The sequence below is a fragment of the Segatella copri genome, from assembly GCF_002224675.1.
Taxonomy (GTDB): Bacteria; Bacteroidota; Bacteroidia; order Bacteroidales; family Bacteroidaceae; genus Prevotella; species Prevotella copri_U.
Genome location: NZ_NMPZ01000037.1, coordinates 1 through 26,342, shown reverse-complemented (window position 1 = coordinate 26,342; position 26,342 = coordinate 1). Strand labels below are relative to the sequence as shown.

The following is a 26,342-nucleotide window of genomic DNA, read 5'->3' as shown; positions in this document are numbered from 1 at the left end:
CCAAGAGAGTCGCCCTGAAAGGGCAAAGCTTTGAAATTGAAGCTTTGCCTTTCAGGCGACTCTCTTTGTCTTTATTCTAAAACCCAGGGCGATGCCCTGGGCTAGGAGCTTCTGCCCTTTCAGGGCGTATTGGCTGTGACTTATGACACACCTCCTTATTTCTGTTAATAGAACCTTAGTAGTTCTGAGCCTCAATCTGGAAGTAGCTCTGTGGGTGGTTGCAGACTGGGCAAACCTCTGGAGCCTGCTTGCTTACTACGATATGACCGCAGTTAGAGCACTGCCAGATGCAGTCGCCGTCGCGAGAGAAGACGAGCTTGTCCTGCACGTTCTTCAAGAGCTTGCGATAACGCTCCTCGTGGTGCTTCTCGATTTCAGCCACCATTTCAAACTTGATTGCAATCTCCTCGAAGCCTTCCTCGCGAGCTTCCTTTGCCATGCGTGGATACATATCGGTCCACTCATCGTGCTCACCATTGGCAGCAGCCTCCAGGTTCTTCTCTGTATCCTGGATAGCACCGCCCTCCAAGTACTTGAACCATAACTTAGCGTGCTCCTTCTCGTTGGCAGCTGTCTCCTCAAAGATGTTAGCTATCTGAACATAACCGTCCTTCTTAGCCTTACTTGCAAAATATGTATATTTGTTACGAGCCTGTGACTCACCAGCGAATGCCTCCTGGAGGTTCTTCTCTGTCTTAGTTCCTTTTAATTCCTTCATAATGTATTCTGTATTACGTTATTAATATGCTCTTTATTATTTTTCGAATACAAAGATATTGAAAAAATTCTAATTATGCAAGAAAATTAAGGATTATTTCATTTTCGACCGCTTATTTAAATAAAATAAAGCAAAACCAAGCATCGCCATACCGAATATCCACGAAATGATGGCACTTGTTACCATTCCCAGTGTATGGGTGAAACCTGCCACGATGAATGTCAGGAAGCTGACGATAGCTACAGTCAGCGCGTATGGCAACTGTGATGAAACATGGTGCACATGCTTGCACTCGGCTCCGGCACTCGCCATGATGGTGGTATCGCTGATAGGTGAGATGTGGTCGCCACAGACAGCACCAGCCATACAGGCTGAGATAGAGATGATGCGCAATGGGTCGGCTCCTGGAAATACTGCGATACAGATAGGTATCAGAATACCGAAGGTTCCCCAGGATGTACCTGTGGCAAATGCCAGAAAGGCTGCAACCAGGAAGATGATGGCTGGCAGGAGCATCTGGAGTTCAGAAGCGCTGCTTGCCACTACGGTGGATACATATTCTGCTGCCCCCAGCGAGTCGGTCATGCTCTTCAGGGTCCATGCCAGGGTAAGAATCAGAATGGCTGGTACCATTGCCTCGAATCCCTTGATCAGACTACTCATCGCTTCATCGAATGGTAAAGTCTTGCGAACCGTAAACATCAGAATGGTCAGAATCAAGGCTGCCAATGAACCAATCACCAGACCTATAGAGGCATTGCTGCCAGCAAAGGAGTCAACGAAGTTCATATAGTTGGCATTGCTGGCATCGAAGAAGCCTCCCGAATAAACCATGCCTGCCATGCAGAAGATAATCAACATGATGATTGGAATCACAAGATCGCTCACAGAGCCTTTGCTCTGGGATGATTCTTCCTGCTTCGCTCCCACACCATGCTCCACAATCTGCAACTTGGTATCGCTCACCTCGTCGAGCTTTCCTCCGTTGGTGCGCTCATACCATTCCTTCAGTCTTGCATCATACTTGCTCATCGCCTTGAAGTCGAAGCCCAAGATCACGATGCCAAACATAAAGAGGATGGTGAAGAATGCGTAGAAATTGTAAGGTATCGCCTTGCAGAAAAGTGCCAGTCCGTTCTCGCCTCCCGATACGAAGCCCGATACTGCTGCTGCCCAACTGGAGATTGGGGAGATGATGCAGACTGGAGCTGCTGTGGAGTCGATGAGATAAGCCAGTTTCTCCTTGGTTACGCCATTGCGCACTGCGATAGGGCGCATCACCGAACCCACGGTAAGGCAGTTGAAGTAATCATCGATGAATATCAGAATACCGAGCAGAATAGTGGCAACCTGCACACCAGTCTTCGACTTTACGTGCTTGGAAGCCCATCGGCCGAAAGCCGCAGAACCACCCGCCTTGTTCATCAGTGAAACGATGCTGCCCAGAACCACCAGGAATACCAGGATGCCCACGTTCCAAGGGTCGGAAAGGCAATGTATCAAACCGTATGCCTTGGCATCCTCGCCTTCGCCTACGGTGTGGTTGGTCAGATGAACGAGGAATCCGTCGAAACCTGTTCCCATCGAAATGCAATATTGAACGGCACCCAGAATGATACCGATAAAAAGAGAAGAATAGACCTCCTTCGTCTTCAGCGCCAGAGCGATGGCGACGATAGGAGGTAGTAACGACCATGCGGTCCCAATCATGTTGTAATCCATTTGTTATTAATATGTTTTAAAATTTTTGAATATTCCCTTGCGGAATCGCTGCCCACGAGTCTATCTTTATCATTGGAAAGGCACACAAAAAACATCATAACTTTTAAACCCAACGGAATCAAAGGGCTTAAAAGTTATGTTTCATGAATTTATAATGCGATCTCCTATAATACCATCTCTTCGTATTTCAATCCGAAGACATCGGCAACCGCCTTGAATACTACCTTGCCATTCACGATGTTCAATCCCCGATACAAAGCCTTGTCTTCCTTGCACGCCTTTCGCCATCCCTTGTCGGCAAGAGCGATGGCATACTTCAGGGTGGCATTGGTCAAGGCGGTGGTGGAGGTATGAGGCACGGCTCCCGGAATGTTAGCTACGGCATAATGCACAATGCCATCTACCATGAATGTCGGATCGGAATGGGTGGTTGGATGAGAGGTCTCGAAGCATCCTCCCTGGTCGATAGCCACATCCACCAGTACGGTGCCTGGTTCCATCAACTTCAGCATATCCCTGGTAATCAGGTGTGGAGCCTTGTCGCCCGGAACGAGTACACTGCCTACTACGATGTCAACATCTGGCAATTCCTTCCGGATATTGTGCTCGTTGGAGTAGAGGGTGTGCGCATTGATCGGCAATTCCATCTGCAACTGGCGAAGACGAGGCAGACTAATATCGGTAATCCACACATCAGCACCTAATCCTGTTGCCATTCTTGCTGCTGCTTCTCCCACGGTTCCACCGCCCAGAACGAGAACCTTCGCACGGTTCACGCCCGGCACACCGCTGATCAGCTTGCCCTTGCCGCCCTTGGTCTTCTGCAGATAGTAGGCACCATTGATAATCGCCATTCTTCCTGCTACCTCACTCATCGGAATGAGCAGTGGCAGATGATGGTTGTCGGTTTCTACCGTCTCGTAAGCCAGGCAGACTGCACCGCTCTTGATCATGGCATCGGTGAGCTCTCTGTCGCAGGCAAAATGGAAGTAAGTAAAAACAAGCTGATCCTGATGGATGAGTGGATATTCCTCGGCGATAGGTTCCTTCACCTTGATAATCATCTCAGCCTCGCGATATACACTCTGGATGTCGGGCAGGATTCTGGCTCCTACCTTCACATACTCTTCATCAGCAAAACCACTGTTCTCGCCAGCGGTATGCTGCACCATCACTTCGTGTCCATGTCGAATGAATTCAGCTACACCAGCAGGAGTCATTCCCACACGATTCTCATTATTCTTGATTTCTTTTGGAATACCTATCTTCATGATGTTGTGGTTTTAGAGGTTATACATCATTTTAACGGGATAAAGATAGTGAAAAAATCAATAGGTTGTATCGTTTGTATAGAAGATTTAACATATCTTTCTTGCCTGGTTGAGATTAGAACATAAAAAAGATTAAAAAAGATGGCTGCTATCATCTTTTTGCTTATCTTTGTCCTCGTAAGCATTTCAAACTTAATAAATGGAGGACTTATTATGAATGTCAATACGGGTATCAAGCAAGCAGTGATCTTAGCCATAGGCATTATCGTGCTTGGATTTTGTGTCAAGTCTGGACTTGAAAGTGTGATTGCCAAAGACCGCAAAGTGGTGGTGAAAGGATTGGCAGAAAAGGAAGTTGAGGCTGATAAGGTGACATGGCCTATCGTTTCCAAGGAGATTGGCAACGACTTGCCGCAGCTCTATAAGAAGATCAACGCTACCACCAGCACCATCCGCCAGTTCCTGCTGGCAAATGGAGTGAAGGCAAATGAAATCAATGTCAATGCCCCTGTGGTCATCGACCTCAATGCTGAGCGATATGGCGAAAACCGTCAGCCTTACCGTTACAACATCACGTCGATCATCACCGTGACTTCCCGGAATGTGAAGGTGGTTCGTGGCATCATCGCCCGACAGGGTGACCTGCTTCAGAAAGGTGTGGCCATCGTGGATGGTGGCTACGAGAATCCGGTGAAGTACGAGTATGTGGCTTTCCGCGAGATGAAGCCGAAGATGATGCAGGAGGCAATTGAGAATGCAGAGAAGACTGCTGCTCAGTTTGCCGAAAACAGCAAGAGCAAGATTGATAAGATCATGAACGCTGACCAAGGGCAGTTCTCGATAGAGGATAGAGATTCCAATACTCCTTATATTAAAAAGGTGAGGGTAGTGACTACGGTTACCTATTCTTTGAAAGACTAGTAATTAAATAAATATATAGTACGAAATGAAAAAAATGATTTACATGGTGATGGCGCTAGCCTCACTAAGCTACTCAACCCAGACAATGGCGCAGTCACAGGGATTGCAGAAAAAGGTGAATGCCTATTTCCTGCAGTCGCTCAAAGCGCAGCAGAAAGCATTGGAGAAAGACGGTAAGGCGGAATTCTCTAAAAACACACCTCTTGACACCAAGCTCCAGGCTGCTATCGACGGCAAGGATATTGCCAACTACCAGAAGATGGTATGGACAGCCTGGTGCGATGCCAACAAGAACCTGCAGGAAGAAAAGCTCATAGAACCAGAAGATCTGACATTGGCAAAAAGCAGCTCCTGGAATCTGCCTCAGTGTCTGGAACCCAATGCGGTGATGCCTTATTATTATGGTAAGAAGGGAGTAGCTGCCGATGGTAAGTTCCCTCTCTTCCTGTATGTTCACGGATCGGGACCTAAGGACCATGAGTGGTCGAATGGAATCAAGCTCGGTCTGAGCTTCCAGGATTCTCCTTCCATCTATTTCATTCCTCAGATTCCTAACGAGGGTGAATATTATCGCTGGTGGCATCTTTCCAAGCAGTATGCTTTCGAGAAGTTGATTCGCCAGAACCTGGTAAAGGGTGAGGTGGATGCCAACCGTCTCTATGTATTCGGTATCAGCGAAGGTGGTTATGGCAGCCAGCGTCTTGCGTCCTTCTATGCCGACTATTGGGCTGCAGCGGGTCCGATGGCTGGTGGTGAACCTTTGAAGAATGCGCCTGTGGAAAACTGTGCCAATATCGGTTTCTCTTTCCTCACCGGTGCTGACGATACCGGTTTCTATCGCAACGACCTGACCTGGTACACCCAGGTGGCTTTCGATTCTGCGCAGTTGGCTCGCCCATTGTCTGTAGATAAGACTCCTATCTTCCGCCATCGCATCCAGCTCTTGCCGGGTATGCAGCATCACATCACCTATGGTCTGACTACTCCTTGGCTCAAGCAGTTTGTGCGCAATCCATATCCTAAGACCGTGCTCTGGGAAGATTTCGAGATGGATGGCAGACATCGTTCCGGATTCTACAACCTGCAGGTACTGGCTCGCCCATCAGAGTCTAGAACCTACTACGAGATGGATATCGACAAGAACGTGGTTTCCATCAAGGTGAGCAATGTGGATTACACCACTATCTTGAAGGATAAGCAGTGGGGAATCGATCTGAAGTTCAACCGCAGCTATTCTCCTGCCACTGGTGGTAAGTTGAGAGTTTATCTCAATGAGCAGTTGGTCAACCTCAATGAGCCTGTAACCATCACGGTAAACGGCAAGCAGGTATTCCACGGTATTGCCAAGGCAGATTTGCAGGCAATGGTGAACAGTTGTGCGGAATACTTCGACCCATGTCGAGTATATCCTGTTGCAATCGATTTGGCTTATTGATTTTAAAGAATGATTAGATGAAGAAAAATGTTTGTTTATATGCCATGATGGCTTTAGCCTTTATGGGATGTTCTCAAAATAACAAGAAACAGGAAGGCAGCTCAAAGGGACTGCCTTCTCGTGTTGAATCAGAGAGTAAGGCTGGGGCAGAGAAGGCAGATCAGTCAGTAGCTGGCAGTAGTAATCAGTCTGCTTCTGCTGGAAAGGTGCAGGTGCTTACGGCTTCCGATTTCAGGAAGAAGATTATGGATTACGAGTCTCATCCCGATGAGTGGGTGTTTGCAGGTTCCCGTCCTGCCATTATCGATTTCTACACCACCTGGTGTGGACCTTGCAAGATGATGGCTCCCATGGTAGAATCTCTTGCCGGGAAATATGCCGGCAAGATAGATTTCTATAAGGTGGATATCGACCAGGAACCCGAACTGGCTTCCGTCTTCGGCATCCGCAGTATCCCTACCTTCCTCTTCATCCCGATGAAGGGCAATCCTACTATACAGATGGGCGCTATGCAGAAGGAAGATTTCGAGGAAATCATCGGAAAAATGATGGGGAAGTGATAAATGGTGATTTACTGCATACTTATAAGTAGGTATTTCTTGGCAAATACCTAGTTTTGATGATGCCCGAAATTTGGTGGTTTATCAGATAATATCTAAATTTGCACTCGGAAAAAATGTTTAATGTAATTAAAAGTATTATAGTATTATGATTATCGAAAATGTTCATGCAAGAGAAATCTTGGATTCTCGTGGCAACCCTACAGTAGAGGTTGAAGTTTCATTGAAGTCAGGTATCATTGGCCGTGCATCGGTTCCTTCTGGTGCATCTACTGGCGAGAACGAGGCGCTGGAACTTCGTGATGGCGACAAGAACCGCTATGGCGGAAAGGGTGTCTTGAAGGCAGTTGAAAACGTGAATCAGGTGATTGCTCCGGCTTTGGTAGGCTTCTCTGCCTTGGAGCAGCGTGCCATCGATTATAAGATGTTGGAACTCGACGGTACCAAGACCAAATCAAACCTGGGTGCCAATGCCATCCTCGGTGTTTCTCTGGCTGTGGCTCATGCTGCCGCTGAGTATCTCCATATCCCATTGTATCGTTACATCGGCGGTTGCAATACTTACACCCTTCCTGTTCCTATGATGAACATCATCAATGGTGGTGCTCACTCTGATGCGCCTATCGCCTTCCAGGAGTTCATGATCCGTCCTGTGGGTGCTCCTTCCGAGAAGGAGGCTATCCGTATGGGTGCTGAGGTGTTCCATGCTTTGGCTAAGCTCCTGAAGAGCCGCGGCCTTTCTACTGCCGTAGGTGATGAGGGCGGTTTCGCTCCTGCACTCAATGGTATAGAGGATGCGCTCGACAGCATCTGCCAGGCTATCAAGGATGCCGGTTATGAGCCAGGAAAGGATGTGAAGATTGCCATGGACTGTGCTGCCAGTGAGTTTGCCGTTCAGGAGAATGGTGAGTGGTTCTACGATTACCGCCAGTTGAAGGATGGCAAGAAGAAGGATCCTAATGGAAAGAAACTGACTGCTGCTGAGCAGATCAAGTTCCTGGAAGAACTGATTACCAAATATCCTATTGATTCTATCGAGGATGGTTTGGATGAGAACGATTGGGACAACTGGGTGAAGTTGACAGCTGCCATCGGCGACCGTTGCCAGTTGGTAGGTGACGACCTCTTTGTTACCAACGTGAAGTTCCTGGAGAAGGGTATCAAGATGGGTGCAGCCAACTCTATCCTCATCAAGGTAAACCAGATTGGTTCTCTCACCGAGACACTGGATGCTATCGAGATGGCTCATCGTCATGGTTACACCACCGTTACTTCCCATCGTTCTGGTGAAACCGAGGACACTACGATTGCCGATATTGCCGTAGCAACAAACTCTGGTCAGATTAAGACGGGTTCTATGAGTCGTACCGACCGTATGGCCAAGTACAACCAGCTCATCCGCATCGAAGAGCAGTTGGGCAATAGCGCATCTTACGGTTATAAGAAATTGAAATAGGAATGAATATACGAAATTGAAGTGCATCAATTTCACCATGACAGAACACAATTAAATAGAATAGATCAGATACGAAAATAGATGGGCATGGATGACCGTGAGGGTTGTCCATGCTTTTTATCTTCTATGATGTATCTGCATCTTACATATTTGATAGGATAACTTCGATATATTTTACGGATTAAGATAAAAAGCAAAATAACAATGACAAACGTATTGATAAGTGCTGCCGGACTGTGCGGTGCCACCATTATCGGTGCCATTCTGGGTTTCTTCGTCAAGGAGTTGCCTCACAAATGGAACGACGCTGTATTGGGATATTGTGCCGGAATCATGCTGGCAGCTTCCACGTTGGGACTGATAGTGCCAGCCTTCGAACAGACCGGACTTTGGTGGCTGGTAGTAATCGGAGTAATGGCAGGAGCCTTGTTCCTGAACGTGCTCGATCTGGTAACTCCCCATCTTCATCATATTACGGGGCTAGACCCCGAGGAGCATCGCAACAATGCCCGACTCAGCCATGTGATGCTTTTCGTGATGGCGATAGCCCTGCACAAACTGCCTGAAGGCATGGCGGCTGGAGTGAGTGTCTGTTCATCAGAAGGTGCAACGGAGTGGGGCGTTTCCTTCGGCATCGCCCTGCAGAACATCCCCGAGGGAATGGTCATCATCGCTCCTTTGATGATGGCAGGCATTTCTGCTGCCCGCACCTTCTTCATCTCCATTTTCATCGCCCTGCTCGAAGTGGCAGGCATCCTGTTAGGTTTCGGTTTGGGTTCAGCCTCTTCCACCTTCCTCCCCGTGATGCTGGGTTTTGCCGGTGGCGCCATGCTTTATGTAACGAGCGATGAGATGATTCCCGAAACCCATGCCCATGGCTTTCAGAAGCAAGCCACTTACGCCCTTCTCCTGGGCTTCATCACCTTTGTGCTGATGGAGAAATGGGTATGATTAGATTCTGATACCGAGGCAGGTAGTATTTCCTAAATACAGAGTGTACTTAGGTGTAGGCTTTTTCGGGAAAAAAAGCGGAGCGTGATTTCACAACCACACTCCGCGCAAACTTAAACAACCAATAAAAGAAATAGATTGATCGTTCTTTGTTATATCTGATGAAGAGTAGCTCTTTTAGAGCTTTTGCGTTTTCTTTTTCTTAAACGAAAACTATAACTTATAATTAAACCAGAAAATTGCTTGTTATCTGATGAAGAGAAGCTCACGATACTTAGGCAATGTCCAGAGCTCATCGGCTACAGTCAACTCCAACTTGTCAATCTGATAACGGATCTCCTCCATCTTTGGAGCTACTGTGTCATGATAAGCAATAGCCTTATCGTGCTCGTTCTCAATCTTGTTGGCTACCTTGCGGGCATTTACCAACTCCTCAACACCGGTCTCGATAATCTGAGTGCGCTCGGCAATCTTCTTGATGATATTGATGTTGCGGGCAGTCAACTTCTTGCCTTCCTCGTCACCGAAGATGTCAATCATGTTTTCTACATTCTTAGCCAACTGACTCTGATAGTGAGTAGCCACAGGGATGATGTGGTTCATGCTCAAGTCGCCCATCACACGAGCCTCAATCTGAATCTTCTTGGTGTAGGTCTCCCATTTCACCTCGTTACGAGCTTCCAACTCGTTCTTCTTCATGACACCCATATCCTCGAACATCTTGATAGATGCAGGGTCGAGATAACGCTCAAAGATCTTTGGACAGCTCTTCTCGCAGTCCAGACCACGCTTGGCAGCTTCCTCTACCCACTCATCTGAGTAACCATTGCCGTCGAAACGGATAGGCTTGCAGGTCTTCAAATCCTGACGAACGATATCGATGATGGCAGAAGTCTTGTCCTCACCCTTGGCAATCAACTCATCCACACGCTTCTTGAAATCGGTCAAAGCCTCAGCTACAGCTGTGTTCAATACAATCATTGCTGATGCACAGTTAGCCTCAGAACCTACGGCACGGAACTCGAAACGGTTACCGGTGAAGGCGAATGGTGATGTACGGTTACGGTCGGTGTTATCAATCATCAACTCAGGAATCTCAGGGATATCCAACTTCATGCCCTGCTTGCCAGCCACGGTGAAGAGATCCTTCTTGTCAGCTTTCTCAATGTGCTCGAGAAGGTCGGTCAACTGCTTGCCGAGGAATGAAGAGATGATTGCTGGAGGTGCCTCGTTGGCGCCCAGACGATGTGCATTGGTAGCGCTCATGATAGAAGCCTTGAGCAAACCATTGTGCTTATATACACCCATCAAAGTCTCTGTGATGAAGACTACGAAGCGGAGGTTATCCTCAGGTGTCTTGCCTGGACCATGGAGCAGAATGCCGGTATCTGTAGCCAGACTCCAGTTGTTGTGCTTACCGGAACCGTTGATGCCTGCGAATGGCTTCTCATGGAGAAGTACGCGGAAACCGTGATGGCGAGCCACCTTCTTCATCAAGCTCATCAGGAGCATGTTGTGGTCAACGGCAAGGTTGGTCTCCTCGAAGATAGGTGCCAACTCAAACTGGTTTGGTGCTACCTCGTTATGGCGGGTCTTGCAAGGAATACCGAGCTCAAGAGCCTGGATTTCCAAATCCTTCATGAATGCCTGAACACGCTCAGGGATGGCGCCGAAGTAGTGGTCGTCCATCTGCTGGTTCTTGGCTGAATCGTGACCCATCAGGGTGCGGCCTGTCAGCATCAAATCAGGACGTGCAGCATACAAGCTCTCATCTACCAGGAAGTACTCCTGCTCCCAACCGAGATTGGAAATAACTTTCTTGACATCAGGGTTGAAGTAGTGGCAAACCTCTGTAGCTGCTACGTTTACAGCGTGCAATGAACGGAGCAATGGAGCTTTATAGTCGAGTGCCTCACCTGTATAAGAGATGAAGACAGTAGGGATACAGAGTGTATCATCGATGATGAATACAGGAGATGTTGGATCCCATGCAGAATAACCGCGAGCCTCGAAGGTAGAGCGGATACCGCCAGATGGGAAAGATGAAGCATCAGGCTCCTGCTGAACGAGCAACTTACCTGAAAATTCCTCGATCATACCACCCTTGCCATCATGCTCGATGAAGGCATCGTGCTTCTCGGCAGTACCTTCTGTCAGTGGCTGGAACCAGTGGGTGTAGTGGGTTACGCCATTCTCGTCAGCCCACTGCTTGATGCCTTTGGCTACGGCGTTGGCGATGTTACGGTCGAGACGTGCTCCGTTGTCGATGACGTCTACCAGTTTCTCATAGACGTCTGCAGGGAGATACTTGTACATCTTCTGTCGGTTGAATACCTTCTTTCCGAAGAATTCACTTGGTCGCTCGCTAGGAGCGGTTACCTCAACAGGCTTTCTCTTGGAAGCCTCTGAAACAGCTTCAAATCTTAAGTTGCTCATACCTTATATAATTTAAAATTTCTGATTTTCAATGTTTTTATAATCTGTTGGAACGTTTATTTTCCCAGCCATTTGGCGATTCTCTCCATAGCCTCCTTGCAGTCTTCGTGCTCACCGAAGGCGGTAAGACGGATGTAGCCTTCGCCCGAAGGACCGAAGCCGACACCAGGGGTGCAGACTACGCTTGCGCCATAGAGCATTTCCTCGAAGAACTTCCAGCTTGGTGTATCGTTAGGAGTCTTCACCCAGAGATATGGAGCATTCTCGCCACCATATACTCTCAGTCCGAGTTTCTGAAGTTCCGCTCTCATAAAGTGGGCGTTCTCCATATAGTAATTGATGGTTGCCTTCACCTGCTCCTTACCCTCAGGGGTGTAGATGGCTTCGGCAGCACGCTGGCTGATATAGCTGGTTCCATTAAACTTGGTGCACTGGCGGCGGTCCCAGATCGGATTCAATGCCACTTCCTCACCGGTCAAAGTCTTGGCCTTCAATTCCTTTGGAACGATGGTGTATCCACAGCGTACACCGGTGAAACCGGCAGTCTTGGAATAACTGTGGAATTCTATCGCCACCTTTCTGGCTCCACGAATCTCGTAGATAGAATGAGGAATTTCCGGGTCGGTGATGTATGCCTCGTAGGCTGCATCGTATAGGATGATGCTCTCGTTCTTGATAGCGTAGTTCACCCATTTTCTGAGTTCTTCCTTCGAGATGACCGTACCTGTTGGGTTATTTGGATAACAGAGATAAATCATATCCACACGGTGGTCTGGAATCTGAGGGATGAAGTCGTCGCTCTCATCACATGGCATGTAGGTTACGTTGCTCCACTTGCCGTTCTCAAAGACTCCCGCTCTGCCAATCATCACGTTAGAGTCGATATATACAGGATAAATCGGGTCGGTGACACCGATGTTGTTATCCCATCTCAAAATCTCCTGGATATTTCCAGTGTCGCTCTTGGCTCCGTCGTTTACGAACACCTCGTTGGCATCCAGATGAATGCCGCGAGGCAGGAAGTCGTTCTTGATGATAGCCTCACGGAGGAAGTCGTAGCCTCGCTCCGGACCGTAGCCTCGGAAGGAAGCCTGTACGGCCATCTCATCCACTGCCTTGTGCATCGCCTCGATGACGGCAGGGCAGAGGGGCTGGGTTACATCACCGATGCCCAGACTGATAACTCGTTGTTTCGGGTGGGCAATCTTGTAAGCGTTTACCTTCTTTGCGATGTCGGCAAACAAGTAATTGCTAGCCAACTTCAGGAAATGTTCATTAACTAATGCCATATTTTTGTTCTCCTTTATTGCGGTCTTTTTATCAACCTTTGTTATTTAAGTTTGCTCTTAATTTATAATTCAATTTCTCCTTCGAAGACGAAGGCGGCAGGTCCCGTCATATAAACATGGTCGTCTGCCTCGCTGTATTCTATTTCCAGCGTTCCGCCATCCATTACGATACTGCTCTTTCTACCGGCACGCTTGGTCAGGGCTGCGGCCACAGCTGTGGCACAAGCTCCTGTTCCGCAAGCCATTGTTATTCCGCTTCCCCTTTCCCAAACTCGTGTCCTTATAATGTCAGTGTCTGTAATTTGTGCGAACTCGATGTTGCATCGTTGAGGAAAGGCTTCGTCTCTTTCTAGAATCTTGCCATAGTGGGCGATGTCGATGGTGTCGATATCATCCACAAAGGTTACGAAATGCGGATTACCCATGCAGACGTAGGTGCCTTCGAAGATTCTGCCATCGGCTTCGAGTACCGAAGGACCTCTGAATTGCTGCGGATTTTCCAGTCTCGGCTTCAGCATATCCACTGTCACCGAATCTACAACCTTCTTATTATCCTGAAGATGCAATTTCAATATCTTGATGCCCGATAGCGTCTCCAGTCGGATGGTTTCCTTTCGGGTCAATCCTTTTTCATAAAGATACTTTCCGATGCATCGGCTTGCATTGCCGCACATCATCGCTTCTGAACCATCGGCATTGAAGATGCGCATCGAATAGTCGGCTCTTCTGCCATCCTGTGGCTTTCCGATGAGAACCAGTCCGTCGCTTCCGATGCCTGTATGATAAGCACTCCAAGCTATGGCTGCCTTTTCGGGGTCTGGGATGTTGTACAGCTGGGTATCTACATAGATGTAGTCATTGCCCGCCCCATGCATCTTGGTGAAATGAACTGTTTCTTTCATATTGCGTTGTCCTTTAAGTTTGAATACTCTTCTTTTATCTCTCACGTCTTGCCTCTTGTGAGGCTTGACTTTTTGATAGTCTTTCGAATGTTTTCGATGACTATTTGTTTGATTTCGGTTGCAAAGGTACGACTTTTTGTTGGAATAGACAAGAAAAAACATACAAGAAATGAAGATAAATTTTAGTCTTCTTTCAATTTGTAATGAAGAAAGGCTGGATTACTTGCAAATTGTAAGGAGAATACGATATGACTGGATAAATTTAAAATAATCGTGAAAGAGTAGCAACGAAATGTTTTTAATTGCTTTAAAATGCTGATAAAATGTATTAATTTTGCAGCCGAAAATGAACATAATGTAAAGAATGACTTGGTTTGAGTGACATTCGAAGATGATTCGTTTTCAATAGAGACAATCAATAAAGGTATTACACATTATTAATTATTAAAGGATTATGAAGAAGATTGAGGCAATTATCCGCAAGTCTAGATTCGAGGATGTCAAGAAGGCACTTTTGGCTGCCGACATCGAGTGGTTCTCTTATTATAATGTAAGAGGTGAGGGAAAGATGCGCCAGGCTCGCATTTATCGTGGTGTGATGTACGATACCAGCAGCATCGAACGTGTACTTTTGAATATTGTGGTTCGTGATAAGAATGTGGAGCCAACCATCGCTGCCATCCAGGGAGCTGCACAGACTGGCGAAGTGGGAGATGGCAGAATCTTCGTGATTCCTGTACTGGATACCGTCAGAATCAGAACAGGCGAACGAGGTGATATCGCATTGTATAATGCAGAGAAAGAGGAGTAGAGATACTTTTATATAATATTGTATTCTAATTTAACTATAAGATATATATATGAGCAGTTTATTGTTGACAACTCTTGATACGGGTAACACAGCGTGGATGATCATGGCAACCATCTTGGTGCTCTTGATGTCAATCCCAGGTATTGCACTTTTTTACGGTGGTTTGGTGCGCCAGAAGAATATCCTCAGCATCCTGATGCAGACGGTATTCATCGTGGCAGTAGTCAGTTTGATATGGGTGGCCTTTGGATATTCCTGGGCTTTCTCTACAGAATATGCGGATAGCGGTAACTCTTTGGCTTGCATTATCGGAGGTTTCGATAAGTGCTTCCTCCACGGCATCGGCTTGGATGCCATCATGCCAACGGGTATTCCAGAGCTCACTTTCGTGATGTTCCAGTGCATGTTTGCCCTCATCACTCCAGCCTTGATTCTCGGTGCATTCGCCGAGCGTGTCAAGTTCAGCGGTTATGTACTTTTCACCGTTCTCTGGGTCATCATCGCCTATCTTCCTATGGCTCACTGGGTATGGGGCGGCGGTTTCCTGCAGGAGATGGGAGCCATCGACTTTGCTGGTGGTACCGTGGTACATATCAATGCTGGTGTCGCAGCTTTGGTCATGGCACTCTGTGTTGGCAAGCGTGATGATTATCGTGCGGGTCATCCTATCACACCTCACAACATCACCTTCGTGTTCATGGGTATGTCATTCCTCTGGTTGGGATGGTTCGGTTTCAATGCCGGTAGCGGTCTGGCTGCTGATGGTCTGGCAGCCAATGCCTTCCTGGTAACTCATATCGCAACAGCTGCAGCAGCCACCACCTGGATGCTCATCGACTGGATTGTCAACAAGAAGCCAACCACGGTGGGTGCTTGTACCGGTGCCGTAGCCGGATTGGTAGCCATCACTCCTGCGGCCGGTAGTACGGATATTTTAGGTGCCTTCTGCATCGGTATCATTTCCACCATCGTCTGCTTCTTCATGGTAGCCGTAGTGAAGGAGAAGTTCAAGTATGATGATGCCCTCGATGCCTTTGGTGTGCATGGTATGGGTGGTATCCTGGGATCTGTCCTCACCGGTGTCTTCGCTACAAGATACGTAACTGGAGCCGAGGGTGTGCAGGGTGCTCTCTATGGCGACTGGCATCAGCTTTGGATTCAGGTGGTAGCCACCGTGGTAAGCATCATCTACAGCATCGTAGTTACCTATATTATCTTCAAGGTAGTAGATAAGACAGTAGGTGTACGTGTTGACAAGCGAGTAGAGGAGGAAGGTCTCGACATCTACGAGCATGGTGAGAGTGCTTATAGCAACTAATTGCGAAATTCGATTATCAGATATGATTAGATTAATGGTGTTTCATTTTGAGGAATGGAACACCATTTTTTATGAGAAATCCTCAACTTGCACAATGAAAATGCCTCAACTTGCACAATGAAAATGCCACAACTTGCACAATGAAACGTTTAAGTTGTTGATATTCTGTGATTTTTGCGATTGCTGATGGCGTGTACCCCGTTAGGCGTTCCGACGGATTTGCAATCCGTCGTTAAAAAATGTTCGACCGATGACACCGGGGATTTGTAATCCCTACCATTTTCCCAAAGAATTCCTATATATAATAATGTATAATCCCCGTTTCTCCTTAAATCTTCTAGTTCTTCCTATATTCAAGTGCTTTTTTATGTTAAATCTCTATGTTATTTAGTGACAATATCGGATATTCTTTTTATATTTGTCAACAAATTAAAGAGCTGACAATTATGACTAATGACTCATTTTCAATAAGATTGCGAGAAGCGCGCCTGATGATGGGACTCAGTATGGATAAACTCGTAGAGCGAACCAACGGAGCTATCACCAAGCAGAGTATATCCCGTTATGAGAAAGGCATCATGCGCCCTAAGCGTGATGCCCTGCAAGCCATAGCCAAAGCCCTCAACATCAGCGAGGCATATTTCGAAGGAACCAATCTCAAGATAGATGTTCCGATGCTTCGCACCACCTCCAATGGGAAGGTATCCGAAGACGAGTTGCAAGCCCTGGAAGCAAAACTCTCGTTTTGGGCAGAGCAGTATCTTGCCAAGGAGCGTTTGATATATTGTCAGTCTAGCTCTCATGAAGAGAAATACTTTAAAAACATCCTTTTTAAGAATCCTATCAAAGGAACTAAGGTTTCCACCCTAGAGGATGCAATATATGCTGCCGACCTTTTGAGAAAACGATGGCATAGTGGTGATGGACCGATTTCCGGCGTTCTTCGATTATTAGAGCGAAAAGGCATTAAGATTTTATCAACAGAATTGCCTGATAACGTATGGGGTATGAGTACATGGGCAGATAAGAGGCATCCCCTGATAGTTCTCGATATGCGTCCGGAGAAAACAACAATAGAACGTCTCCGTTTTACGGCAGCGCATGAGTTAGCTCATCTGCTTCTTACCTTTCCTGCAAGTGCAGAGTTGGACGTAGAGAAGCGCTGTAATAAGTTTGCTGGCTTTTTCCTCTTTACCAAGCAGGCTTTAATCGAGGAAATGGGAAGTGAAAAGCGAGATGAGCTTATGCTTGAAGAAATGATAGACCTCAGGGAAGTATATGGCATATCGATAGCCGCCCAAGTACATGCAGCCTGGGATATCCGCATGATTTCCCGTGAACACTACGACTGGTGGTTTGATGAAAAAATCAAGAAGAACAGGCTGGAAGTTGGTTGGGGTAAATATGAATTTCCAGAGACAATAGGAAGAGAGAGGAGAATGGAAGCTAGAATAAGAAAATTATAAAAGTAAAAATGAAAATGGCAGAATTAATATCACATATATATCGAGATAATGTAGGGCATTGGATTATACAATCTAATGAGGAACATTCTGTTGGTGTAACTAGGCTTGCTTCTCGTTTCGCTGGTGAATTTGGTATGAGTGAATGGGGGAAAGTTTTGGGGCAGCTTCATGACAAGGGTAAGGAATCACATGCTTTTCAGCAGCATATTAAAAAAGAGAGTGGATATGAGCCTGGTATTAAAGTTTGTGGTAATTATAACCATGCATTTATTGGTGGAGTTTTGGCACGAAAACTTTATGGTAAATCTGCTGATATTTTCTTCGTTAATCAAATAGTGTCTCATCATACAGGCTTACATGATTATGATGAGATAGAAGGAATTCTTAATCAGGATATTCCAGCAGAAGTTAATATCAATATAGGAAAGGAAAAATTAAATGTACCTGCTTTCAAGATTCAAACTAATGATTTTCATCATTTAGCTCGTATGATGTTTTCGTGTTTGGTGGATGCTGACTTTCTTGATACAGAAGCTTTTATGGATAAAGAATCTTCTATGTTAAGACGTAATAAAACTACGTTATATGAATTGTTGCCTTTACTCGAAAATAAACTGAAGGATTTGAAAGCTAAAGCAGATAATTCTAATGTAAATGCTATAAGAAATCAAGTCCAACAGCAATGTATTAAAATGTCAGATACTGAAATCGGGTTTTATAGTTTGACGGTACCAACTGGTGGAGGAAAAACTTTGTCTTCTTTGGTATGGGCAATGAAGCATGCTATCAGAAATGGTCAGAAAAGAATTATTATAGCCATTCCATATACAAGTATCATTGTTCAGACGGCATCTGTTCTACGAAGCATCTTTGGAGAAGAGAATGTTTTGGAGCATCATAGCAATGTGGATCCTGAGCAAATCAAAGATGAAAGACTTCAGGAAAAAATGAAGTTGGCGACAGAAAATTGGGACTATCCGATAATTGTAACGACTAATGTGCAATTATTTGAATCTATGTTTAGCAATAAGCCATCTGTTTGTAGGAAGCTTCACAATATAGTCAACAGTGTAGTGATCTTAGATGAGGTACAGACACTTCCGATGGATTATCTTCAACCTGTTGTGGATTCATTGAAAACGTACCATAAACTATTCAATGTTTCTTTCTTGTTTACTACAGCAAGTCAACCCGTGTTAAGTGGGCTTATAGAAGGATGTAATCCAAAAGCAGCATTCAGAGGAATTGACCATATTACAGAAATCATTCCTAGTGAGTTTAAGTTGCATGACAAGTTGCGAAGGGTAAAGTTAAGTATCAATAACGAAGGGAGAACGTATGATGAGGTTGCTGAGATGTTGAGCAAGCATAAAAGAGTGCTTTGTATTGTGAATACACGTCGTGATGCTAGAGAACTCTATGCACGTTTGCCGCAAGAAGGGATTACATTACATCTTTCAAAAATGATGTGTCCAGCACATATTAGCGAGACGTTAGATAAACTCAAAAAAGCTCTAAAGGACGATACGAATGAAGTTATCCGTGTAGTCTCCACGCAATTGATTGAAGCTGGAGTTGATTTGGATTTTCCTGTTGTATATAGGCAAGAAGCTGGGCTTGACTCTGTATTGCAAGCTGCAGGTCGATGTAATCGAGAAGGAAAGAATGGCTTAAGTACTACTTATGTCTTTTCTTTGTCTAAAGAGCATAATCTTCCTAGAGGAGATATGCAGGCTGCAAATAATGCAAGGTTAAGTCTTAGTGCAGGTATGGATTGGTTTGATCCAAAAGCGATGACTTTATATTTCAAGCAATTATATTGCAGAAAGGAATGTTTCGATGTAAAGGGTATGAAGCATTATCTTTATAATCCTAAGGAAATATGTTTTGCTACTGCAGCAAAAGAGTTTCAGATGATAGTTGATAATGGTATCAATGTTATCGTCTGTTGGAGAAATAGTTTCGAGCTTATACAACAGCTATTGGAAAAGGGACCTTCATATATGCTGATAAGGAAACTGTCGAAGTATATCGTAAATATCACTAAGACAGACTTTAAAACTTTGTTAGATATGGGTGTCGTTAGTGAGAAAAAAGAGGGACTCTTTGTTGTCGATTATAAACAGCAGTATGATGAACATATAGGCTTGCGCATCGATAATAATTGGGCAAATGAAGTATTAATACAATAAAAATATAATGGTATGGAATATACTGATAAAGAATATTGTTTGGAGGTGTGGGGCGATATGGCTTGTTTCACAAGACCCGAACTGAAAGTTGAACGTGTAAGCTATGATGTGATTACACCATCAGCTGCACGAGCTATATTCGAGGCTATATTTTGGAAGCCTGCCATTCATTGGCAGATAACCAAGATAGAGGTGTTGAAACCTATCAAATGGACTTCTGTAAGAAGAAATGAGGTGGGGGCGGTAGCTGGTAAATCTGTCATCTTTATAGAGGAAAAACGCCAGCAGAAAAATACTTTGCTATTAAAAGATGTTGGTTATCGAATTTGGGCAAAGATGGAGTTCCGTTCTGTATCGAAGCGAAAGGCTGAAGGTGATTTGTTTTCTCATGAGCCGGGTAAAGATGAGAATCCGATGAAATATTATCAGATGTTTGAGCGTAGAGCAAGCAAGGGACAATGTTTCAATCAGCCTTATCTTGGTACTCGTGAGTTCTCTGCCTCTTTCCGTCTCGTTAATCCTGATGATGAGGCATTGACTCCACCAATATCTGAAGAGCAAGGTGGTACTAAAGACTTAGGAATCATGCTCTATGATATAGATTTTGCTGATAAGAAGAACATCCAGCCAATGTTCTATCGTCCACAGATGAAAGATGGCGTAATTATTGTTCCACCAATTAATAGTGAGGAGATTTTAAAATGATACTAAAAGCATTATATGATTATTATAATAGATGCGGTAATCTTCCAATGCCTGGTATGGAAGAAAAAGAGATAGGTTTCATTATAGTCCTTTCTAAAGAGGGAAGGTTTGTTCGCTTCGAAGATTGCCGTACGGGTAAGAGTCAGGCAAGAACATATCTTGTAAAGAAGCATGTAGGACGCTCAAGTGCAATAGTTGCTAATTATTTGTATGATAATAGTACTTATGTATTAGGGTATGCAGATATGGACAAAGAGGTTGATAAATGTAAAGAACAAGTTGACCTGTTGGAGAAGCAGGCTGCCCAATCGGTAGCTGCTCAAAGTGCATACGAGAAAGCCAAAGAAGAACTGAAAGAATTAGAGAATAAACGTTCTATTAAAGAGCAAAGTTGTCTAGATGCTTTTAAAAACAAATTAATTTCAATTTTCCACTCCTATCCTGATAGTTATGAGTTGTCTTTAGTCTGTAAGTTCTACCAGCAAGATAAAGATGAAATTCTGTCCTCTATTAAACAAGATAGTTTGTGGGAAGATATAAAAAAGAACTTGTCAAAGAAGTATTCTACATTTTCATTTAGAATTGAAGGTGACTTAAAGATTATTGCAGAAAAAAGAGAACTCTTGCAATTGGATGAAGCTGAGGAGATGAATGGTGAAAAAGATATTTGTTTAATAACTGGAAATAGGGATGTTACTGTCGATACGACAACTGCAACAATGATTCCTGGAAGTCAGGCAACTGCAAAATTAGTTGCATTCCAGGTTAACTCTGGCTATGATTCCTATGGCAAGAAGAAATGTGGTAATGCTCCAATATCTAAAAAAGCAGAATTTGCCTATACCACTTCTCTTAACGCTATGTTGCAAAAAGGTTCTCACAATAAGTTTAGTGTAGGTAATCGAACTTTTGTCTTTTGGGCGTCCTCTAACAGCGAGGCAGCAGAACAGACTGAAGGTAGCCTCTTTGACCTGTTGGGATATACTGAAGAAGAGGTTGATGATCCAAATGCTAAGATAGAGCAAGTGCGCAAAGTGTTTACGGCTATATATTCTGGAAGTTTGAAAACATCATTAGAAGACCGTTTCTATATTCTTGGTTTGGCTCCAAATTCGGCAAGAATAGCCGTTGTATATTGGTCTGAATGTTCTCTGAAAGAATTTGCTGGAAAGATACTGTGTCATTTTAAAGATATGGAAATCAAAGATACTCGCAAAGATGGAAAAACTTATATGGCAATTGATAGTATGTTGTCTGCTGTAACACGCCATAGTAATGATGGGAAATGGAGAAATAATATCACTCCAAATCTCACAGAATCAATTGTTAAAAGTATCTTCCAAGGAACGCCATATCCATTCACTTTATTTTCTGCATGCATTCGCAGAATAAGAGCTGAGTCTGGCAGCAAAGATGCAATTCGTATAGCTCGTATGGCAATCATCAAGGCATATCTCAATAGAACAAATAGTAATAATAAAAAAATAGAAATTATGTTGGACAAAAGTAACACTAATCAAGGCTACTTATGTGGTCGTCTTTTTGCAGTTCTTGATAAGATTCAAGAAGATGCAAATGGAATTAGCAGCATACGTGAAAGATATATGAATGCTGCCAGTGCAACACCAGCTTCTGTGTTTGCAACAATTCTCAATCTTTCTTCACATCACATGGAGAAGTTGACGAATGAAGGTAAGAAAATCTTCTTTGAGAAGATGAAGCAGGAGATTATTGATAAGATTCCTGCATCGGGCTTCCCTGCACATCTTGATCTTCAAGACCAGGGTAGATTCTTTATAGGATACTACCATCAGAGACAAGAGTTCTTTACGAAGAAAGAGGAAGAGAATAAAGATTAAAATATTAACGTTAAAAAAAATATATTATGGCTGAATTAAAAAATAAAATTGATTTCGTGTACATTTTTGATGTTCAGGATGGTAATCCTAATGGGGACCCAGATGCAGGTAATCTTCCTCGTGTGGATGCAGAGACAGGTATGGGCTTAGTTACTGATGTGTGCTTGAAGCGTAAGGTGCGCAACTATGTGCAGGTAGCAAAAAGTCTGGCTGATGGGTATGATATTTTTATCAAGGAGAAGGCCGTTCTCAACAATGAGATAGATAAGGCACATGATGACTCAGAAGTCAAGAGCGCAAAAGACAAAACAGCTGCTGCTCGTTTGTTTATGTGCAAAAACTATTATGATATTCGTACTTTTGGTGCAGTAATGTCTACAGGAAAGAATGCAGGACAGGTAAGAGGTCCTATTCAGCTTACTTTTGCTCGCTCTGTAGATTCAATTGCAACTGCTGAACATTCTATTACTCGAATGGCGGTCGCTACAGAAAATGAAGCAGAAAAGCAGAAAGGCGACAACAGAACTATGGGTCGCAAAGCAACAGTCCCTTATGGTCTCTATGTTTGTCATGGTTTTATCTCTGCTAATCTTGCAAAGCAAACTGGTTTTTCAGAGGAAGATCTTCAACTATTCTTTGATGCATTGAAGAACATGTTTGATGTTGACCGTTCTGCAGCAAGGGGGTTGATGAGTGCTCAGAAATTAATCGTATTCAAACATGATTCTATTTTGGGTAATGCACCAGCAAATAAATTGTTTGATTTGGTGAAGATTGAGAGAAATCCTGATACGAATCCGGATGCGGTACCAAGATCGTTTAACGATTATAAGGTTACAATAGATATGGACTCTGTCCCTAGCGGTGTAACAGTTGAAGAATTGATTTAGTATCATCATGTATACTGAAGACGAAATGCTCATGTTGTCGGGGATACAGCACTTTATGTTCTGCCCTCGACAATGGGCTTTGATTCATATCGAGCAACTATGGGCAGAAAATAAACTGACGACAGAAGGGCAGATTCTACACAAGAATGTAGATAATCCCTTCTATCGTCAGAAAAATGGTGATGTTATCACGCTTCGTTCCCTCCATATAGCCTCTAAAGAATTAGGACTATATGGTGTAACTGATGCTGTAGAACTTATTCCTGCTGATTCATCAGAAGATGCTATAACTCATAATCGCTACAAAGGATATTGGAAACCATACCCTGTGGAGTATAAAAGAGGTCATCATAAGCCTGATGAAAGAGATGAAGTACAATTGGCTGCCCAGGCAATGTGTCTCGAAGAAATGTATGGTATCCATATTCCATACGGTGCATTGTATTATGATGAAGTAAAACATAGAGAAACAGTCTCTATTTCTGAATCATTAAGAAGTACGACTGTTCAATGTGCCCGTCAGATGCATGAGGTATTTAAAAGCGGTATCTTGCCGAAAGCTAACAAACAGCACCATTGCAAGAATTGTTCTCTGGTAAATCTCTGTATGCCAGAAATGAGAGATTGTACTCTAGTATCAACCTATTTAAACAAGAATCTATATGAGGATATTACTTAATACATTATACGTGACCACACCTGAAGCCTATCTAAGTAAAGATGGGTTAAATGTTGTGGTATCTGTGAAGCAAAACGAGATATTCCGTATTCCTATCCATAATATAGAGCAAATTATTACTTTTGGTTATATGGGGGCAAGTCCAGGATTGATGAAACTGTGTGCAGATAATAATGTTTCTCTAACCTTCCTTTCACCACAAGGAAGATATATCAGCCGTTCGCAAGGTCCGACTAGGGGAAACGTTTTGCAGAGAAAAGCACAATATAAGAATTCTGATGAACCTAACTATGCTCTTCATCTCAGTAAACTTTTCATAGGAGGAAAAATCCAAAACTATCGTAATATCTTGCGTCGCTTTATTAGAGACAATGGAGATGATGAGGCTATAGAACGTGTTTGCGAGGAACTGCTTCGGTGCAAAAGAAGAGTTTTGAATGCTGAATCTATAGATAGTGTGAGAGGAATAGAAGGAGAAGCTGCCACTGCTTATTTTGGTGTATTCTCACGCCTTCTTCTAAATCAGAAAGAAGATTTTGTATTTGAAGGTCGCAATCGTCGTCCACCAAAAGATGCGATTAATGCGATGTTATCTTTCGTATATACTCTTATATGTAATGATATGACATCGGCTTTGGAGACTGTTGGCTTAGACCCATACGTAGGGTTTATGCATACTTTAAGACCAGGGCGTGCATCTTTATCTTTGGATATGATGGAGGAGTTGCGAGCATATTTGGGTGATAGATTGGTTCTATCTTTAATCAACAGAAAACAGATTACCATCAAAGATTTCATCAAGCAGGGTGACGAAGGTATCGTCATGACAGACTCGGGGCGTAAGATTATATTGTCTGCTTGGCAAAACAGAAAGAAGGAGCAGATTATTCATCCTTATTTAAATGAAAAGGTAAGTATAGGTCTTCTTCCTTATGTTCAAGCAATGTTGTTGGCGAGATTCATTCGTAAGGATATTGATGATTATCCAGTGTTTTTAATCAAGTAGTGTATGTTTGTATTGATTACTTATGATGTAAATATTACCTCGGCTCATGGTGCGAAACGTTTACGCAATGTAGCAAGGGCGTGTTTGAATTACGGAAAGAGAGTTCAAAACTCTGTTTTTGAGTGTATTTTGACGGAATCTCAGTTTTTCGTATTGAGGGACCAGTTGAAAGGGATTATTGATACCGAACAAGATAGTATTAGATTCTATATTCTTGGGAAAAATTGGAAACGTAAAGTTGAGACTTTGGGTAAGGATATTGGGCTTGACTTTACTGGTGAGCTTATCATTTAATGTATAAGGGTGCGAACCAATAGTGTTGCATAATAACCTGTAGTTTCGCACCTTCTTAAAATCAGTTGCTTATAAATATTCTTCCTTTTATAATAATTTATGCGTAATTATTTTGCCATCTTTCGCAAAATCATTATCTTTGCATCGTGATATTCAGCCATTTGCTGAATATGCAATCACACCCTTCGTGGGTGTGTGGATTGAAACTTCTTTGGAACCTTTGCGTCATACAGAGACTCCTATCACACCCTTCGTGGGTGTGTGGATTGAAACTTCACTCTCTTCTTGAGAGTCTTCCCAATCCTGATCACACCCTTCGTGGGTGTGTGGATTGAAACAATGTGTCGTACGGGGTCGCACCGCACACCTACATCACACCCTTCGTGGGTGTGTGGATTGAAACAGAGATAAAGCATATAATAATGTATGATTTTCAAATCACACCCTTCGTGGGTGTGTGGATTGAAACAACCCCTGAACAAACTGCTCCTGCTGATACGTCATCACACCCTTCGTGGGTGTGTGGATTGAAACTCAACCAGTCCAAGGGTCAAATCATTTCCTCCCATCACACCCTTCGTGGGTGTGTGGATTGAAACATAGATGAGTCCGAGATCTGTGCAGGTGGTTTTGAATCACACCCTTCGTGGGTGTGTGGATTGAAACATACTAGCTCAACTTAAACTTCTTGGTTTCGGTATCACACCCTTCGTGGGTGTGTGGATTGAAACACGTGAAATGCTATGTAGAGATAGCATTATTTAATCACACCCTTCGTGGGTGTGTGGATTGAAACTTGCGTAGCAAAATTTTCAGGCTCAACTCGTCGAATCACACCCTTCGTGGGTGTGTGGATTGAAACTAAATATTGTTGCGCCCTGATAACGGCATACTCCATCACACCCTTCGTGGGTGTGTGGATTGAAACTGCTCTGTGCTCTGCCTCAAATTTGGCGGTAGCTTATCACACCCTTCGTGGGTGTGTGGATTGAAACTGAATTTTAGGAAAACCCAAAATATCAGTACCAAATCACACCCTTCGTGGGTGTGTGGATTGAAACAGGTGATGAGGAAGGAAAGAGCAAAGGAGCAAGATCACACCCTTCGTGGGTGTGTGGATTGAAACATTACTGGTTACCTTACCAAGAAACCACAACAGAATCACACCCTTCGTGGGTGTGTGGATTGAAACTTGTGGTTGGAATACACAAGGAATAGGAAAATGTATCACACCCTTCGTGGGTGTGTGGATTGAAACAACTGACCGTGAACCTCATCGATATGTGTCTAATATCACACCCCTTCGTGGGTGTGTGGATTGAAACACCATAAACGGCAAACCATTGGCATCTACCCACGTCACACCCTTCGTGGGTGTGTGGATTGAAACCAGAAGCTTCTTCATTATCGAATACCCATTCAAGTCACACCCTTCGTGGGTGTGTGGATTGAGACTTATAA

At 44.1% G+C, this 26,342-nt stretch carries 21 protein-coding genes and 1 CRISPR repeat array; of the genes, 15 read left to right on the top strand and 6 right to left on the bottom strand.

Translation table 11 applies throughout. The features are described 5' to 3' along the window. Positions 1-175: 175 nt before the first annotated feature. From rbr to ald, 3 genes are all read right to left on the bottom strand, one after another. Positions 176-718 (bottom strand): rubrerythrin, encoded by a 543-nt coding sequence (gene rbr, locus CFT61_RS15365; protein ID WP_089545276.1) that lies wholly within the window; start codon positions 716-718, stop codon positions 176-178. A 93-nt stretch (positions 719-811) separates the two neighbouring features. Continuing rightward, positions 812-2,440, bottom strand: coding sequence for a Na+/H+ antiporter NhaC family protein (locus CFT61_RS15360; protein ID WP_089545275.1), 1,629 nt, complete (start codon positions 2,438-2,440; stop codon positions 812-814). Positions 2,441-2,604: 164 nt separating this feature from the next. Further along, on the bottom strand, positions 2,605-3,711 hold the full coding sequence (gene ald, locus CFT61_RS15355) for an alanine dehydrogenase (protein WP_089545274.1): 1,107 nt from the start codon (positions 3,709-3,711) through the stop codon (positions 2,605-2,607). Positions 3,712-3,924: 213 nt separating this feature from the next. Between ald and CFT61_RS15350 the strand changes: the two genes are divergently transcribed. From CFT61_RS15350 to CFT61_RS15330, 5 genes are all read left to right on the top strand, one after another. Next, positions 3,925-4,632, top strand: coding sequence for an SIMPL domain-containing protein (locus CFT61_RS15350; protein ID WP_089545273.1), 708 nt, complete (start codon positions 3,925-3,927; stop codon positions 4,630-4,632). A 25-nt stretch (positions 4,633-4,657) separates the two neighbouring features. Beyond that, the gene (locus tag CFT61_RS15345) at positions 4,658-6,067 is read left to right on the top strand and encodes a hypothetical protein (protein WP_089545272.1); all 1,410 of its coding nucleotides are present in this window, start codon (positions 4,658-4,660) and stop codon (positions 6,065-6,067) included. 17 nt (positions 6,068-6,084) lie between these two features. Then, positions 6,085-6,627: a thioredoxin gene (gene trxA / locus CFT61_RS15340; protein WP_254919006.1), complete on the top strand. Its 543-nt coding sequence runs from the start codon at positions 6,085-6,087 to the stop codon at positions 6,625-6,627. A gap of 148 nt (positions 6,628-6,775) precedes the next feature. Then, positions 6,776-8,083 carry a phosphopyruvate hydratase gene (gene eno / locus CFT61_RS15335; RefSeq protein WP_089545271.1) on the top strand — a complete coding sequence of 436 codons (1,308 nt, stop codon included), beginning with the start codon at positions 6,776-6,778 and terminating at the stop codon, positions 8,081-8,083. Positions 8,084-8,287: 204 nt separating this feature from the next. Beyond that, the gene (locus CFT61_RS15330) at positions 8,288-9,034 is read left to right on the top strand and encodes a ZIP family metal transporter (protein WP_089545270.1); all 747 of its coding nucleotides are present in this window, start codon (positions 8,288-8,290) and stop codon (positions 9,032-9,034) included. A 246-nt stretch (positions 9,035-9,280) separates the two neighbouring features. On the opposite strand, the gene CFT61_RS15325 is transcribed toward CFT61_RS15330, so the two are convergent. The 3 genes from CFT61_RS15325 to dapF all read right to left on the bottom strand — a co-directional run bounded on the left by CFT61_RS15325 (position 9,281) and on the right by dapF (position 13,661). Next, a complete protein-coding gene (locus tag CFT61_RS15325; RefSeq protein WP_006849499.1) occupies positions 9,281-11,470 on the bottom strand; it encodes a glutamine synthetase III family protein in 2,190 nt (729 codons plus the stop codon). A 56-nt stretch (positions 11,471-11,526) separates the two neighbouring features. Beyond that, positions 11,527-12,759, bottom strand: coding sequence for an LL-diaminopimelate aminotransferase (locus CFT61_RS15320; protein WP_089545269.1), 1,233 nt, complete (start codon positions 12,757-12,759; stop codon positions 11,527-11,529). 62 nt (positions 12,760-12,821) lie between these two features. Next, complete coding sequence (dapF, locus tag CFT61_RS15315) at positions 12,822-13,661, bottom strand: diaminopimelate epimerase (protein ID WP_089545268.1); 840 nt, start codon at positions 13,659-13,661, stop codon at positions 12,822-12,824. Positions 13,662-14,115: 454 nt separating this feature from the next. On the opposite strand from dapF, the gene CFT61_RS15310 reads away from it, so the two are divergent. From CFT61_RS15310 to cas2, 10 genes are all read left to right on the top strand, one after another. Continuing rightward, positions 14,116-14,472, top strand: coding sequence for a P-II family nitrogen regulator (locus CFT61_RS15310; protein WP_006849503.1), 357 nt, complete (start codon positions 14,116-14,118; stop codon positions 14,470-14,472). 49 nt (positions 14,473-14,521) lie between these two features. Next, positions 14,522-15,790, top strand: coding sequence for an ammonium transporter (locus tag CFT61_RS15305; protein WP_089545267.1), 1,269 nt, complete (start codon positions 14,522-14,524; stop codon positions 15,788-15,790). A 446-nt stretch (positions 15,791-16,236) separates the two neighbouring features. Continuing rightward, positions 16,237-17,256, top strand: a complete 1,020-nt coding sequence (locus tag CFT61_RS15300; RefSeq protein WP_176425636.1) for a helix-turn-helix domain-containing protein — start codon at positions 16,237-16,239, stop codon at positions 17,254-17,256. An 8-nt stretch (positions 17,257-17,264) separates the two neighbouring features. Next, on the top strand, positions 17,265-19,448 hold the full coding sequence (locus CFT61_RS15295; RefSeq protein WP_089545265.1) for a CRISPR-associated helicase/endonuclease Cas3: 2,184 nt from the start codon (positions 17,265-17,267) through the stop codon (positions 19,446-19,448). Positions 19,449-19,460: 12 nt separating this feature from the next. After that, complete coding sequence (gene cas5c / locus CFT61_RS15290) at positions 19,461-20,153, top strand: type I-C CRISPR-associated protein Cas5c (RefSeq protein ID WP_089545264.1); 693 nt, start codon at positions 19,461-19,463, stop codon at positions 20,151-20,153. Continuing rightward, the gene (gene cas8c / locus CFT61_RS15285) at positions 20,150-22,012 is read left to right on the top strand and encodes a type I-C CRISPR-associated protein Cas8c/Csd1 (RefSeq protein WP_089545263.1); all 1,863 of its coding nucleotides are present in this window, start codon (positions 20,150-20,152) and stop codon (positions 22,010-22,012) included. The genes cas5c and cas8c overlap by 4 nt, the downstream gene beginning before the upstream one ends. Before the next feature lie 26 nt (positions 22,013-22,038). After that, positions 22,039-22,902 (top strand): type I-C CRISPR-associated protein Cas7/Csd2, encoded by an 864-nt coding sequence (gene cas7c / locus CFT61_RS15280; protein ID WP_089545262.1) that lies wholly within the window; start codon positions 22,039-22,041, stop codon positions 22,900-22,902. 7 nt (positions 22,903-22,909) lie between these two features. After that, the gene (cas4, locus tag CFT61_RS15275) at positions 22,910-23,581 is read left to right on the top strand and encodes a CRISPR-associated protein Cas4 (RefSeq protein WP_089545261.1); all 672 of its coding nucleotides are present in this window, start codon (positions 22,910-22,912) and stop codon (positions 23,579-23,581) included. Next, the gene (gene cas1c, locus CFT61_RS15270) at positions 23,565-24,587 is read left to right on the top strand and encodes a type I-C CRISPR-associated endonuclease Cas1c (RefSeq protein ID WP_089545260.1); all 1,023 of its coding nucleotides are present in this window, start codon (positions 23,565-23,567) and stop codon (positions 24,585-24,587) included. The genes cas4 and cas1c overlap by 17 nt, the downstream gene beginning before the upstream one ends. A gap of 3 nt (positions 24,588-24,590) precedes the next feature. Continuing rightward, on the top strand, positions 24,591-24,881 hold the full coding sequence (gene cas2 / locus CFT61_RS15265) for a CRISPR-associated endonuclease Cas2 (RefSeq protein WP_089545259.1): 291 nt from the start codon (positions 24,591-24,593) through the stop codon (positions 24,879-24,881). A gap of 175 nt (positions 24,882-25,056) precedes the next feature. After that, positions 25,057-26,336: a CRISPR direct-repeat array (repeat unit 32 nt; unit sequence ATCACACCCTTCGTGGGTGTGTGGATTGAAAC). Between the last annotated feature and the right edge of the window lie 6 nt (positions 26,337-26,342).

What these genes read in the sequence shown, in the direction of transcription:
- trxA (WP_254919006.1), top strand. Translation starts at nt 6,085, where the DNA reads ATGAAGAAAAATGTTTGTTTATATGCCATGATGGCTTTAGCCTTTATG.
- ald (WP_089545274.1), bottom strand. Translation starts at nt 3,711, where the DNA reads ATGAAGATAGGTATTCCAAAAGAAATCAAGAATAATGAGAATCGTGTG.
- CFT61_RS15360 (WP_089545275.1), bottom strand. Translation starts at nt 2,440, where the DNA reads ATGGATTACAACATGATTGGGACCGCATGGTCGTTACTACCTCCTATC.
- CFT61_RS15310 (WP_006849503.1), top strand. Translation starts at nt 14,116, where the DNA reads ATGAAGAAGATTGAGGCAATTATCCGCAAGTCTAGATTCGAGGATGTC.
- CFT61_RS15305 (WP_089545267.1), top strand. Translation starts at nt 14,522, where the DNA reads ATGAGCAGTTTATTGTTGACAACTCTTGATACGGGTAACACAGCGTGG.
- CFT61_RS15350 (WP_089545273.1), top strand. Translation starts at nt 3,925, where the DNA reads ATGAATGTCAATACGGGTATCAAGCAAGCAGTGATCTTAGCCATAGGC.
- cas7c (WP_089545262.1), top strand. Translation starts at nt 22,039, where the DNA reads ATGGCTGAATTAAAAAATAAAATTGATTTCGTGTACATTTTTGATGTT.
- cas5c (WP_089545264.1), top strand. Translation starts at nt 19,461, where the DNA reads ATGGAATATACTGATAAAGAATATTGTTTGGAGGTGTGGGGCGATATG.
- cas1c (WP_089545260.1), top strand. Translation starts at nt 23,565, where the DNA reads ATGAGGATATTACTTAATACATTATACGTGACCACACCTGAAGCCTAT.
- CFT61_RS15295 (WP_089545265.1), top strand. Translation starts at nt 17,265, where the DNA reads ATGAAAATGGCAGAATTAATATCACATATATATCGAGATAATGTAGGG.
- CFT61_RS15300 (WP_176425636.1), top strand. Translation starts at nt 16,237, where the DNA reads ATGACTAATGACTCATTTTCAATAAGATTGCGAGAAGCGCGCCTGATG.
- cas4 (WP_089545261.1), top strand. Translation starts at nt 22,910, where the DNA reads ATGTATACTGAAGACGAAATGCTCATGTTGTCGGGGATACAGCACTTT.
- dapF (WP_089545268.1), bottom strand. Translation starts at nt 13,661, where the DNA reads ATGAAAGAAACAGTTCATTTCACCAAGATGCATGGGGCGGGCAATGAC.
- CFT61_RS15320 (WP_089545269.1), bottom strand. Translation starts at nt 12,759, where the DNA reads ATGGCATTAGTTAATGAACATTTCCTGAAGTTGGCTAGCAATTACTTG.
- cas2 (WP_089545259.1), top strand. Translation starts at nt 24,591, where the DNA reads ATGTTTGTATTGATTACTTATGATGTAAATATTACCTCGGCTCATGGT.
- CFT61_RS15325 (WP_006849499.1), bottom strand. Translation starts at nt 11,470, where the DNA reads ATGAGCAACTTAAGATTTGAAGCTGTTTCAGAGGCTTCCAAGAGAAAG.
- CFT61_RS15330 (WP_089545270.1), top strand. Translation starts at nt 8,288, where the DNA reads ATGACAAACGTATTGATAAGTGCTGCCGGACTGTGCGGTGCCACCATT.
- rbr (WP_089545276.1), bottom strand. Translation starts at nt 718, where the DNA reads ATGAAGGAATTAAAAGGAACTAAGACAGAGAAGAACCTCCAGGAGGCA.
- eno (WP_089545271.1), top strand. Translation starts at nt 6,776, where the DNA reads ATGATTATCGAAAATGTTCATGCAAGAGAAATCTTGGATTCTCGTGGC.
- CFT61_RS15345 (WP_089545272.1), top strand. Translation starts at nt 4,658, where the DNA reads ATGAAAAAAATGATTTACATGGTGATGGCGCTAGCCTCACTAAGCTAC.
- cas8c (WP_089545263.1), top strand. Translation starts at nt 20,150, where the DNA reads ATGATACTAAAAGCATTATATGATTATTATAATAGATGCGGTAATCTT.